2 protein-coding genes (1 of these 2 only partly in view) are annotated in these 14,234 nt (G+C 74.7%); both read right to left on the bottom strand.

The window, feature by feature from the left end; all coding sequences use genetic code 11:
- Positions 1-600, bottom strand: the start of a protein-coding gene (locus GA0070610_RS09845) for a non-ribosomal peptide synthetase (RefSeq protein WP_088999742.1). Its footprint begins 3,462 nt before the window's first position; only the first 600 of its 4,062 coding nucleotides appear in the window; its start codon is at positions 598-600; its stop codon lies beyond the left edge, outside the window.
- Positions 597-14,177 carry a non-ribosomal peptide synthetase gene (locus GA0070610_RS09850; protein WP_172896503.1) on the bottom strand — a complete coding sequence of 4,527 codons (13,581 nt, stop codon included), beginning with the start codon at positions 14,175-14,177 and terminating at the stop codon, positions 597-599. The genes GA0070610_RS09845 and GA0070610_RS09850 overlap by 4 nt, the downstream gene beginning before the upstream one ends.
- Between the last annotated feature and the right edge of the window lie 57 nt (positions 14,178-14,234).

A 14,234-nucleotide genomic window follows, 5' to 3' on the forward strand; every position in this document is an offset into this window, starting at 1 on the left:
GGTGAGCAGCCAGCGGTGCTCGTCGGGGGCCAACCGGAGCAGGGCGCTACGCAGCAGCGGACCGGTGGCCAGGTCGAAGGGTGCGCGCGCCTCGGCCTCGGCGGCGGCGTCGGCGCGGTGGGACCGCTGCGGAGCCGGCAGCGCGCTGAGGTCCGTGACCGGCAGGGCGACCGGCCCGGCCGGCCGCACCACCTGGCAGGGCTCCTCGTCGACCAGGGTGAAGACGGTACGCAGCGCCTCGTGCCGGCGGACCACCTCGGTCAGGGCACGGGCCAGCGCCGGCACGTCCAGCGCGCCCACGACGTCGAAGGCGACCGGGTTGTTGTAGAACGGGTTGCCGGGGGAGAGCTGGTCGAGGAACCAGAGCTGCCGTTGGGCGAACGCGACCGGCACCGGCGCGTCCGGTCGTGGCCGGCGGGGGATCGTGTCCGCGTCGGCGCCGGTCAGGATCGCGACCAGCTCCTCCTTGTGCAGCTTGAGGTCGGCCAGCAGGTCGGGCGTGAGGACCTCGCGGGAGCCCGTGAGGCGCAGGCGGTCGCCGTCGACGCGCAGCCCGACCGCGTGCCGGTTGAGCGTGTCGAGCAGCTCGTAGGCGTTCACAGTTCCACCGTGATGGTGTCGGTGGCCGGGGCGTCGGGCGCCGGCGTGTCCACCCGGCCGCCCCCGACCAGCGCGTAGACCAGCCGGTGTGAGGGTTCGAGGTCGAACAGGGCGGCCAGCTGCGTCGTGTCCAGTGCGCCGATCCCGCACAGGCCGAGGCCGTTGCCGGGGGCGGCCATCGTCAGCAGCTGGGCCATCTCGCCCGCCTCGATCGCGGTGAACGTCGCACTCTGCTCCTGGTAGAGGGGCTCGATGGCCGCGCGCTGCGCCACCAGGAACAGCGCGAACGCGGCGGCCTCGAAGACCGGACGGTTGACGAAGTAGTCGAAGGCTTCGGGGCTCAGCTCGCGGTCGCGACCGAGCGCCAGCAGCCGGTGCGCCGCCGGGTCGTGGTAGTACGCCCCGCCCGGCACCCCGTCGATGCGTCCCGCCTTGACCAGGACGTACGTCTGCACGGCGTAGGTGCCGCCGGCGGAGCCGTACTGGAACCTGGCCCGGCCGTCGTCCTCCCGCGCGGCGAGGACGGCCAGCAGGTGGCCGAGCGCCCCGGCCGGCAGCGGGTCCGCGGCGAAGCGGCGCACCGAGCGGTGGTCGGTGTAGCGGCGGTCGTACGCCGGGCCGGCCGGCGCGGTCAGCGCGACCGCCGGGGTGTCGGACGCGAAGTCGCGCCGGCCCCGCCCGTCGGCCGTGAACGCGGCCCGGGCCGCCGGGTCCTCGACCAGCGTGGCGGCCCGCTGCGCGGTCGCGACGACGGCCCGTTCGGCGGCGTGTTCCCGGAACATCCGCAGCAGGTCGCCGAGGGTCGGCTGACGCATCAGCCGGGCCAGCTTCGGCCGGAAGCCCAACTCGCCGGAGAGGGCGTTCGCGATCCGCACGATGTCGATCGAGGTGGCGCCGAGCAGCAGCAGGTTGGCGTCGGGCGCGACGACGGGCAGGTCGAGGATCTCGGCCACGATCTCCACCAGCCGTTTCTCGGCCGGATCGGTGAGCACCAGCGCCTCGGCGGCGGCCTCCGCCGACGGCTTCGGGTCGGGCAGCAGGGCGCGGTCGACCTTGCCGTTGGCCGACAGCGGCAGGGCGTCGAGGACGGTGAACGACGTCGGCACCATGTACGCCGGCAGCCGCCGCTCCAGGTACGCCACCAGGGCGGCCGGCTCGGGCACGGCTGCGTCGGGCACCACGTACGCGGCGAGCCGCTTCTCGCCCTGCGCCTGACCGAGCAGCCGCAGCGCGGCGGCCCGTACGCCCGGGTGGCCCTCCAACGCCGCCTCGATCTCGCCCAGCTCGATGCGGTAGCCGTTCACCTTGACCTGACCGTCCTCACGGCCGAGGAACTCGATCGTGCCGTCCGGGCGCAGCCGGCCCAGGTCGCCGGTGCGGTAGAGCCGCTCGCCGGTGACCGGATGCACGACGAAGCTGGCGGCCGTCGCCGCCTCGTCGCGCCAGTAGCACCGCGCCAGCCCCACGCCGCTGATGTAGAGGTCGCCGGTGGCCCAGGTCGGCCGGGGGCGCAGGGCCTCGTCCAGCACGTGGACCCCCTGGTGGGCCAACGCCCGGCCGTAGGGGATGCTGCGCCACGCCGGATCGACCTCGTCGACCGGGTGGTGGATGGACCAGATGGACGCCTCGGTGGCGCCGCCGAGGCTCTCGACCCGGATCCCGGGCAGCGCCTTGCGCAGCCGGTCGGGCAGGGCGAGCGGGATCCAGTCCCCGGAGAGCATGGCCACCCGCAGCGACGCCGGCAGCGGGTGACCGGCGTCGGCGTGGTCGAGCAGCATGCCGGCCAGCGCCGGCACCGAGTTCCAGACGCTGACCCGGTGCGCGTGCGCCACGGCCGACCAGTGGGCCGGATCGCGGGCCAGCTCCGGGTCCAGCGTCACGACCGCCGCGCCGGCCGCGAGGGCGCCGAAGATGTCGAAGACGGAGAGATCGAAACTGAGCGCGCTGACGGCCAGGACCCGGTCGGCCGGACCGACACCGAAGCGCGCGGTGACGTCGAGGAGCGTGTTCACCGCGCCGCGGTGGTCGATCGCCACCCCCTTCGGCGTGCCGGTGGACCCGGACGTGTAGATCACGTACGCGAGGTCGGTCTCCGCCCGCTCGACCGGTCGCAGCGCCGGGGCGCCCGGGCCGACGGTGGTCTCGTCCACCACCAGGCGCTCGACGCCATCCGGCAGGGCCACCCGGTCCGACCCGGTCAGGACCAGCCCCGCCCCGGCCCGCTCAAGCACCCGGGCCACCCGCTCGGCCGGCCAGTCCGGGTCGAGCGGCAGGTACGCGCCCCCGGCGTGCAGCACCGCGAGGGTGGCGACGACCTGCTTCCAGCCCCGGTCGAGCAGCACCCCGACGAGCTGGCCGGGCCGTACGCCCCGCTCCTGGAGCCGCCCGGCCAGCCGGCGTGCCTCGACGCGCACCGTGGCGTGGTCCAACCGCCGGTCGGTGGCGAGCACCGCGGGCGCGGTGGGCGTCGCCAGCGCCTGCCGGTCGACCAGCTCGTGCAGGAGCCCACGGTTGGCCGGCGGGGCCGCCGGCACCGGCGGGGCGAGCGGACCGTCGAGGGTGGTGTGCCAGGCGTCGGGCTCCTCCAGCCGCCCGAGCAGCTCCCGGTACGCCGCGAACATCTCGGCGACCAGGCCCGCCGGGAAGAGTTCGTCGATGCTGTCCCAGTTGACGTGCAGCCGCCCGCCGGCCTCCAGGACCGTGTGGTCGATCCACACCTGCGGGGTCTGGGTGATGCCGTGCACCACCTCACCGCCGAGCGCCGCCGCGAGGCCGCTGTCGCCGACGTCGGGCGCGGCCTCGGTCAGCGTGCTGTTGAAGACGACCGGCAGGGCCGCGTGGCGGGTGCCCCGGACGCGGGCGAGTTCGCGGTTGACCCGTACGCCGCTGACGGCCGAGTGGTCGATGTCCTGCCAGAGCTGCTCCTGCACGGCACGGGCCCGGGTCGCGAAGTCGACCCCGGCGGCCACGTCGACCTCCAGCAGCACCAGCGAGGTGAAGTCGCCGATCACCGCGTTGATGCCGGGGTGCAGCGGCAGCCGGTTGAACAGCGGCAGGCTCAGCGTGAACCGCGACTGGCGGCTCCACCGGGCCAGCACCTGCGCGAACGCGGTGACCAGCAGCACCGACGGGGTCACGTGGTGCCGGCCGGCGGCCGCCTTCAGCCGGCTCCAGCGTTGCGCCGGCAGCACCTCGTCGTAGCGGGTGAAGCGCGGTCGTTCGACGCTCTCCGGCTGCCGTTCCAGCGGCAGCTGCGGTGCGGGGGCCAGCGTGGCGACCCGCTCCCGCCAGTAGTCGAGCGCCCGCTCGTAGCGCGGCGTGCCCCGCAGGGCCCGCTCGGCCAGCACGTAGTCGCGGAAGGTCACCGCGAGCGGCGGCAGGTCGGCGTCCGGGTCCGCGTAGAGCACCGCCAGCTCGTGTTCGAGGATCTGCCCGCTGGCCGCGTCGAGGATCAGCGCGTCGGTGCTGACGTGCAGGCGCGCCTCGCCGTCGAGCAGCGTCACCGCGAACTCGAACAGGGGCCAGCGGCGGGCGTCGAGCACCTGGTGGGACATCCGCTCGCGGATCTCGCCCAGCCGGCGGGCAGTGGTGTCCGGGTCGAGCCCGCGCAGGTCCTGCCGGGCCATCGCGTAGCGCGGCACGCTCGGCAGGACGCGCTGCACGCCGTCGTGGAAGACCGCGCGGAGCATGTCGTGGCGGTCGATCAGCCGGTGCAGCGCGCGGGTGAAGCGCTCCTCGTCGAAGTCGCGCAGCCGCAGCTCGCTGTAGCCGTGCGCGCCGACCCCGCCGAGTTCGATGGTCGACCCGCGCCCCACCCAGTAGGCCTCCTGGATGTCGGTGAGCGGGAACGGCTGGTGTCGGGCGTCGGGGTCGGCGACGAGGGGCGGGAGGGCGTCGACGGCGGGAGCGCCGGGGCCCGCCAGTTCGGCCGCCAGGTCGGCCAGGACGGGCCGGCGGAAGAGGGTACGCAGCGACAGTCGCGCCGACATCCGCTCGTTGATGGCGTGCACGAGCCGGGTCGCCAGGAGCGAGTGGCCGCCCAGCGCGAAGAAGTCGTCGAGGGCGCCGACCCGGTCGCGGCGCAGCACCTCGGCCCAGATGGCGGCCATCCGGGCCTCCCGCTCGTCGCGGGGCGCGACGTAGGCGGTGGCGACGTCGGCCTGATCGGGCGCGCGCAGGGCCCGCCGGTCGAGCTTGCCGTTGGGGGTCAGCGGCAGGCGGTCGAGCACCACCCAGCGGGTTGGCACCAGGTGCTCGGGCAGCCGGCGCCGCAGCTGCTCGCGGGCCACCTCGGCGGTGACGTCGCCGGCCAGGTAGCCGACCAGGTGCGGGTCGCCGGGGACGTCCTCGCGCAGCAGCACGGCGGCCTCGCGGACGCCCGGGACGTGCCGCAGGGCGTTCTCCACCTCGCCCGGCTCGACCCGGAAGCCGCGTACCTTGACCTGGTCGTCGGCGCGCCCGACGAACTCGATGGTGCCGTCGGCCCGGCGGCGGACCAGGTCCCCGCTGCGGTACATCCGCTCGCCGGGCCCGGCGAACGGGTCGGGCACGAACCGCTCGGCGGTCGCCGCCGGGCGATTGAGGTAGCCCCGCGCCAGGCCGGACCCGCCGATGTAGAGCTCGCCGAGCACGCCCGCCGGTACCGGTTCGCACCGCTCGTCGAGCACGTAGAGCCGGGCGTTGGCGATCGGCCGGCCGATCGGCGGCAGCGCCGGCCAGTCGTCCGCCGTCGCGGTGGCCAGCGCGAACTGGCTGACCACGTGCGTCTCCGTCGGGCCGTACTGGTTGTAGAGGTACCGGCCGCCCAGCCCCGTGACCAGGGCGCGCAGGTCGTCGTCGACCCGCAGCGCCTCGCCGGCGGTGACGATCTCGCAGCCGGGCCCGAGCGGGGCGACGGCTCCCGTGAGGCCCGCCATCTGGTGCAGCACGGCGGCCGGCAGGAACGCCCGCCGTACGCCCTGCTCGGCGAGGACGTGGCGCAGCTGGCCGAGGTCGCGGGTGCGCTCCTCGCCGATCAGCACCAGCGTGCCGCCCTGGCAGAGGGTGCTCCAGATCTCCTGGGCGGAGACGTCGAAGCCGATCGAGGCGAACTGGAGCACCCGGTGCGGCGTCGGGCTGCCCGGCGCTGCGTAGCGCAGCTGCCAGTCGATCAGGTTGTCCAGGCACCGCCAGGTCTGCGCCACGCCCTTGGGCCGGCCGGTGGAGCCGGAGGTGTGGATGACGTAGGCGAGGTGCCCGGGTCGGGTACCGGGGTCGGGGCTGGTGGTGGGGTGCTCGGCCACGTCGGTGGTGTCGAGGTCGATCACGGGTGCGGTGGTCAGGCCGTCGAGGCCGTCGAGGGTGGCGGCGTGGGTGAGCACGGCGACCGGGGCGCCGTCGGCCAGCAGGTGACCGAGGCGCTCGGCGGGATGCGCCGGGTCCAGAGGCAGGTACGCGCCGCCAGCCCGGGCGACGGCCACCAGCGCGACGATCAGCTCCGGCGACCTGCGCAGGCAGACCGCGACGAGCGCGTCGGGGCCGACGCCGTACGCGCGCAGGTGGTGGGCGAGCCGGTTGGCGCGCGCGTCGAGGTCGCGGTAGGTGAGTGAGGTGCCGTCGAAGGTGAGCGCCACCGCGTCGGGGGCCGCCGCGACTCGCTCGGCCAGGCGGGCGAGGACGCCCCTGTCCACCGGGGACTGCGCGGCCTGCCGCAGCGCCTGCTCGCGGTCCCGCTCGTCGAGCAGGGACAGCCGGTCGATCGGTTGGTCGGGGTGGGCGACGAGTTGGGTGAGGACGTGGTGCAGGTAGTGGATGTGGCGCTGGGCGGTGGCGGTGTCGAACAGTGCGGTGGCGTACTCGAGGCTGCCGGTGATGCGCCCGTCGTGCTCGGCCAGCGCGAGCGTGAGGTCGAACTTGGCGGTGGTGTGCGGCGGCGGCAGGGCGGTGACCCGCAGGCCCGGCAGGGTCAACTCGCCGTCGTCGGTGTTCTGCCAGGCGAACATGACCTGGAACAGGGGGGTGTGGGCGAGGTTGCGGGTGGGGTTGACGGCTTCGACGACGTGTTCGAAGGGGAGGTCCTGGTGGTCGAGGGTGGTGAGGGTGAGGTCGCGGACGCGGTGCAGCAACTCGGTGGTGGTGGGTCGTCCGGTGAGGTCGATGCGCAGGGCGAGGGTGTTGACGAAGAAGCCGATGAGGTTTTCGAGTTCGGCGCGGCGGCGGTTGGCGGTGGGGGTGCCGATGATGAGGTCGTGGTGGCCGGTGAGGCGGGACAGGACGATGGCCCAGGCGGTGAGCAGGGTCATGTAGAGGGTGCCGCCGTGGTGGGTGGTGAGGGTCTTGAGGGCGGTGGTGAGGTCGGTGTCGATGGTGATGGGCAGGTGGGCGCCGTGGTGGTCCTGTTCGGCGGGTCGGGGTCGGTCGGTGGGTAGGTCGAGCAGGGTGGGTGCGTCGGTGAGGGTGTTGCGCCAGTGGGTTTCCTGGCGTTGCAGGGTGCCGTCGGTGAGCCATTGGTGTTGCCAGGCGGCGTAGTCGGCGTACTGCACGGGCAGGGGCGGCAGCGGGTCGGGCCGGCCCTCGTGCGACGCCGCGTACAACACCCCCAACTCGCGGGTCAGGACGCCGATCGACCAGCCGTCGGAGACGACGTGGTGCATCGTGACGAGCAGGACGTGCCGGTCCGGGGCGAGGGTGACCAGGCGGCCCCGGATCAGGGGACCGGTGGTCAGGTCGAACGGGGCCGTGAACTCCTCGTCCTGGAGCCCGGCCAGCCGGGCGGCGGCGTCGGGCGCGCCGGTCAGGTCGTGCGTGTGCAGGGTGAAGCCGGCCCCGGGCGGGTCGACGTGCTGGTGCACGTCGGAGCCGGCGGGGACGATGCGGCTGCGCAGGGCCTCGTGCCGGTCGACGAGGGAGTCCAGGGCCGACCGCAGCGCGTCGTGGTCGAGCCAGCCGGCCAGCTCCAGGGCCAGCGGCATGTGGTAGGTGTGGCCGAGGCCGCCGAGCCGCTCCAGGAACCACAGCCGCCGCTGCGCGAAGGAGAGCTCCAGCGCGCCGTCCCGGTCGACCGGGCGGATCGGGGGCAGCACGTCGCGGCCGTCCGGCGTCAGCCGGGCGACGAAGGCGCTCAGGACCGGCGCCGCGAAGAGCGCCGCCGGCGAGACCTCCCGCCCCAGCACCTGCCGGAGCCGGGAGACCAGCCGCATGGCCAGCAGCGAATGGCCGCCCAGGGCGAAGAAGTCGTCGTGCCGGCCGACCCGTTCGACGCCCAGCACCTCGGCCCAGACGCCCGCCACCATGGTCTCCAGCAGGCCGACCGGCTCGACGTGCCCGCGCCGGCCGAAGGCCTCCCCGTCCGGCGCCGGCAGCGCCGCCCGGTCGAGCTTGCCGTTGGGCGTCAGCGGCCATGCGGCCAGCCGGACGTACGCCGACGGCACCATGTGCTCCGGCAGTTGGGCGGCGAGCCGGTCCCGCAGCCGCGCGGCGTCCGGCGCCTCGCCCGCCCCGCCCAGCACGTACGCGACGAGCCGCTGGTGGCCGACGGCGTCCGGGCGCGCCACGACGACCGCCTCCCGTACGCCCTCGACGGCGGCGAGCCGGGACTCGATCTCGCCCAGCTCGACGCGGAAGCCCCGGATCTTCACCTGGAAGTCGTCGCGGCCCAGGAACTCCAGTTCCCCGCCCGGCAGGCGACGACCCAGGTCCCCGGTGCGGTAGAGCCGCTCGCCCGGCACGAACGGGCTGGGGCGGAAGCGCTGCGCGGTCAGGCCGGGCCGGTTCAGGTAGCCGCGCGCCACGCCCGCGCCACCGATGTGGATCTCGCCGACCACCCCGTCCGGCACCGGCTCGCCCTCGCCGTCCAGCAGGTAGACCCGCACGTTGGGCAGCGGCCGGCCGATCGGCAGGCAGGTCGCCTCGGCGAGATCGTCGGTCGGCAGCAGGTGGCAGGTGCTGTCGACGGCCGCCTCGGTCACGCCGTACGCGTTGACGATCCGCACCCGCTGCCCGCACCGGGCGCGCAGCCGGGCGGCGTCGGCGGCGCTCCAGGCGTCCGAGCCGCAGACCACCGTCTCCAGCCCGGCGAGGCTCCCGCCGGTGGACTCCAGGTGCTCCAGCAGCGGGTTGAGCACGGCCGGTACGAAGTCGGCGAAGTCCACGTCGTGGCGGCCCAGCAGCTCGTACAGACCGGCGCTGTCCAGCAGCAGCGGACGCGGGCAGATCACCAGCCGCCCGCCGAAGCCGAGCGCCCGCACCACGTCGGCGGTGAAGACGTCGAACGAGAAGCTCGCCATCTGCAGGTGCACCAGCCCGGGGCGCAGGTCGAGCAGGCGTTCCCAGGCGGCGGCGACGGCCACGAGCTGCCGGTGCTCGACCAGCACCCCGTTGGCGGTGCCGGAGGTGCCGGACGTGTAGATGACGTACGCCAGATGGTGCGCGCCCAACCCGTCGATGACGGGGTCGGTCGCCGGCAGCGGCGCCCACGCCGCCGCGTCGAGGTCCAGGTCGAGCACCGGGGTGTCGAGCCCGGCCAGCGCGGCGTGCAACCGCTCGCGGGCCGGGCCGTGGGTCAGCGCCGCCACCGGCGCGCTGTCGCGCAGCATGGCGGCGAGCCGCTCGGGCGGGTACGCCGGGTCGAGCGGCAGGTAGGCGCCACCGGCCTTGAGGACCGCCAGCAGCGCCACCACGGCGTCCGGTGACCGCTCGACGCAGATCGCCACGATCCGGTCCGGCCCGACGCCCCGGGTGCGCAGGTGGTGGGCCAACCGGTTGGCCCGCGCGTTCAGCTCGCCGTAGGTGAGCCGTACGTCGTCGCCGACGAGGGCCACCGCCTGCGGGTCGCGGGCCGCCTGGGCCTCGACGAGGTGGTGCACCAGGCGGCCCGGCGGGTACGCCACCGTGGCGTCGTTGCCGTCCTCGACCAGCCGGCGCCGCTCGGCGGCGGGCAGCACGTCGAGCCCGCCCACCGCCGCGTCGGGCGTGCGCTCCAGGGCGTCGGCGAGCGTCTCCAGCGCCCGTTCGACCATCGCGCAGACCTTCTCGGGCGCCACCCCGGCCGCGGCGGCGACGGTCAGCACGACGTCGTCGCCCAGGTCGTCGACGTCCAGCGCGAGCGGGTAGTTGCCGCGTTCCTGCGCGGCCAGGTAGGTCAGGTCGTCCGCGTCGGGCGTCGGCGCGGGCGTCTCCGACTCGGCGAGCACCTCGGCGTGCCGGTAGTTGAGCAGGGCGGTGAAGAGGGGGGCCGGCGGCGCCACCGCGCTGCACGACTGGGCCAGCGCCAGCGACGCGTGCTCGTGGCGGATCAGCCCGGTCAGCGCCTCGTGGGTGCGCAGCACGCACTCCGTGGCGCCGGTGGCGTCGACGGTGACCCGCAGCGGGAGGGTGTTCAGGAAGGGCCCGAGGACGCGGTCGCTGCCCGCGCCGGCGTCCATCCGCCCGGAGAGCACGGTGCCGAAGACCACGTCCCGGCGGCCGGCGGCCCGGGCCAGCACCTGCCCCCAGGCGACGTGGAAGAGACTGGTCACCCCGACCTGGAGGGACTGGGCCCGCTGCCGCAGCCGCCGCGCCAGCTCCGGACCGAGCCAGACCCGGGCGTCGCGCATGGTGTGCCCGTCGCCGTGGATGTCCCGCAGGCCGAAGGGCACGGTCGGGCTGTCGACGTCGGAGAGCATCCGGCGGAAGAAGCTCTCCTGCTCGGCCCGGTCGACGCCGCGCCGGATGCGCGCCACGAAGTCGCGGAAGGGCAGCGGCGGCGGCAGCCGGTCGCCCTCGCCGGCCAGGTACGCGCGGACCTCGGCCCGCAGCTGCTTGAGCGAGGTGTTGTCGTCGACGATGTGGTGGATCAGCTCCACGACCAGCCACCCGCCGTCGCGCGGGTCCCGCCCGACCAGCAGCCGCAGCAGGGGAGCCCGGTCGAGGGGCAGGCGGCCGTACCGCCGGTCGACGTGCTCGCGGAGCTGCCGCAGCGGGTCGTCGCCCGCCGCGTCGAGCGGGACCTCCTCCACCGGCAGGGGCGCCCGGCGCCACACCACCTGCACCGGCTCGTTGATCCCGTGCCACACCACCGCGGTACGCAGCACGTCGTGCCGGGCGATCACCGCCTCCAGCGCGGCGCGGTAGCGGTCCAACCGGTCCCGGTCGGCGAAGCGCAGGACCGTGGTGACCAGGTAGGGGTCGCGGTCGCGGGCCATCAGGTGGTGGAAGAGCATCCCCTCCTGCACCGGCGCCAGGGGGTAGATGTCCTGCACGTTCGGCGTCCCGCCGGGGACCGTGGCGATGACCGCGTCGATCTCCGGCTGGCTCAGCTGCACCAGCGGCAGCAGCTCCGGGGTGATCCGCTCGCAGTCGGCCGGGATCGGCTCCGGGGGCGCGTCGGCCCGGTCCGCGTCGGCACCCACGGCGGCGGCCAGGTCGGCCAGGACCGGGGAGGCGAAGAGCGCGCGTACGTCGGCGGACAGGCCCTGGCGGCGCATCCGTTCCAGCACCCGCAGGGCCAGCAGCGAGTGCCCGCCCAGCGCGAAGAAGTTGTCGTGCCGACCGACCCGCTCGACGCCGAGCACCTCGGCCCAGATGGCGGCGAGGGTGGTCTCCGTCGCACCGACCGGCTCGGCGTAGTGCCGGGTGGCGAAGGCCGACCCGTCCGGCGCGGGCAGCGCCCGGTGGTCGAGCTTGCCGTTGGGCGTCAGCGGCCACTCGGCGACCCGCACGTACGCGGCCGGGACCATGTGCTCCGGCAGGACGGCGGCCAGCCGGGTGCGCAGCGACTCGGCCGTCAGCCGGCGTACGGACGCGGTGTAGTAGCCGACGAGGCGCGGCTCGCCGGCGGCGTCGGTGGTGACCGTCACCACCGCGTCGCGTACGCCGGGACAGGCGGCGAGCTGGACCTCGACCTCGCCCAGCTCGACGCGGTAGCCGCGCAGCTGCACCTGGGAGTCGTTGCGGCCCAGGTAGTCGAGGCCCCCGTCGGCGCGGTGGCGGACGAGGTCACCGGTGGCGTAGAGCCGGTCGCCCGCCACGAACGGGCTGGGCCGGAAGCGTTGCGCGGTCAGCCCGGGACGGTTGAGGTAGCCGCGGGCGACCCCCGCGCCGCCGACGTGCAGCTCACCGACGACGCCGGGCGGCACCGGCTCCCCCCGCCCGTCGAGCACGTAGAGACGCAGGTCGGCGAGGGGCCGCCCGATCGGGGACACGCCCGGCCGTTCGGCGTCGGCCGGGCTCAACGGCCGGTGGGTCACGTGCACCGTGGTCTCGGTGATGCCGTACATGTTGACCAGCTCGGTGCGGCCGTTGCGCGCGTCCGCGTACCACGGCCGCAGCATCGTCGGGTCCAGCGCCTCGCCGCCGAAGACCACCGTGCGCAGCCGGTGCGCCCGCGCGCTGTCGGCCTGCGCGGCGATCAGGCTGCGGAACGCGCTGGGGGTCTGGTTGAGGACGGTCACGCCCTCGTCGCACAGCAGCCGGTGGAACTCGGCGGGGGAGCGGCTGGTCAGCCGGGGGACGATCACCAGCCGGCCGCCGTGCAGCAGCGCGCCCCACATCTCCCAGACGGAGAAGTCGAACGCGAAGGAGTGGAAGAGGCACCACACGTCGTCCGGACCGAAGCCGAACCACCCCGCCGTGGCGGAGAAGAGCCGCACCACGTTGGCGTGCTCGACCATGACGCCCTTGGGCCGGCCGGTGGAGCCGGAGGTGTGGATGACGTAGGCGAGGTGCCCGGGTCGGGTACCGGGGTCGGGGCTGGTGGTGGGGTGCTCGGCCACGTCGGCGGTGTCGAGGTCGATCACGGGTGCGGTGGTCAGGCCGTCGAGGGTGGCGCGGGTGGCGGCGTGGGTGAGGACGGCGACCGGGGCGCCGTCGGCCAGCAGCTCGCCGAGGCGTTCGGCGGGATGGGTCGGGTCGAGCGGGACGTACGCGCCGCCGGCCTTGAGGACCGCCAGCAGCGCCACGACCAGCTCGGGCGAGCGTTCCAGGCAGACCGCGACGAGGACGTCGGGACCGACGCCGTACGCAAGAAGGTGGTGGGCGAGCCGGTTGGCGCGCGCGTCGAGGTCGCGGTAGGTGAGTGAGGTGCCCTCGAAGGTGACCGCCACCGCGTCCGGGGCCGCCGCGACCCGCTGCGCGAACAACGCGGGGATCGTCCCCTCGACGGGGTACGGGGTCGCGTCGCCCCACGCCGCGAGGAGTTCGCGGCGGTCCCGCTCGTCGAGCAGGCTCAGCCGGTCGATCGGCTGGTCGGGGTGGGCGACGAGTTGGGTGAGGACGTGGTGCAGGTAGTGGACGTGGCGCTGGGCGGTGGCGGTGTCGAACAGTGCGGTGGCGTACTCGAGGCTGCCGGTGATGCGCCCGTCGTGCTCGGCCAGCGAGAGGGTGAGGTCGAACTTGGCGCTCGTCCACGGGCTGCGCAGCGCGGTCACCTCGACACCGGGCAGGTCCAGGTCCACGTCCTCGTTGTTCTGCCAGGCGAACATGACCTGGAACAGGGGGGTGTGGGCGAGGTTGCGGGTGGGGTTGACGGCTTCGACGACGTGTTCGAAGGGGAGGTCCTGGTGGTCGAGGGTGGTGAGGGTGAGGTCGCGGACGCGGTGCAGCAACTCGGTGGTGGTGGGTCGTCCGGTGAGGTCGATGCGCAGGGCGAGGGTGTTGACGAAGAAGCCGATGAGGTTTTCGAGTTCGGCGCGGCGGCGGTTGGCGGTGGGGGTGCCGATGATGAGGTCGTGGTGGCCGGTGAGGCGGGACAGGACGATGGCCCAGGCGGTGAGCAGGGTCATGTAGAGGGTGCCGCCGTGGTGGGTGGTGAGGGTCTTGAGGGCGGTGGTGAGGTCGGTGTCGATGGTGATGGGCAGGTGGGCGCCGTGGTGGTCCTGTTCGGCGGGTCGGGGTCGGTCGGTGGGTAGGTCGAGCAGGGTGGGTGCGTCGGTGAGGGTGTTGCGCCAGTGGGTTTCCTGGCGTTGCAGGGTGCCGTCGGTGAGCCATTGGTGTTGCCAGGCGGCGTAGTCGGCGTACTGCACGGGCAGGGGCGGCAGCGGGTCGGGCCGGCCCTCGTGCGACGCCGCGTACAACACCCCCAACTCGCGGGTCAGGATCCCCAGCGACCAGCCGTCGCTGACGATGTGGTGCATCGTCAGCAGCAGCACGTGCCGGTCGGGGGCGAGCGCGACGAGGCGGCCCCGGAACAGCGGGCCGGCCGCCAGGTCGAACGGGGCGGTGCTCTCCTCCTGCTGGAGGCCGGCCAGGGCGACGTCGGGATCGGCGTGCCCGGTCAGGTCCTCGAACCGCAGCGGGAACCCGCCCCCGGGCGGGTCGACGCGTTGGGCGGCCTCCGCGCCGTCGGCCACGATGCGGGTACGCAGGACCTCGTGCCGGTCCACCAGGGCGTCCAGGGCCGCCCGCAGCGCGTCCCGGTCGAGCCGGCCGTCGAGCTGGAGGGCGAGGGGCATGTGGTAGGCGTGGCCGACCCGGCCGAGCCGCTCCAGGAACCACAGCCGCCGCTGCGCGAAGGAGAGCGGCAGGGGGCCGGACCGGTCCGGCAGGCGCTCGACCTCGGCGGATGGTGGTGCCGGTGGGACGCGACGAGGGGCCGGGAAACGGATCGGGTTGTCGTCCGGCAAGTGTTCCCCCTCAAGTCCCCGCTGGTCCGCCGCGCCGCCCGACATCGGCCGAAGTGG

Origin of the sequence: Micromonospora echinofusca (assembly GCF_900091445.1) — a bacterium.
Classification (GTDB): domain Bacteria; phylum Actinomycetota; class Actinomycetes; order Mycobacteriales; family Micromonosporaceae; genus Micromonospora; species Micromonospora echinofusca.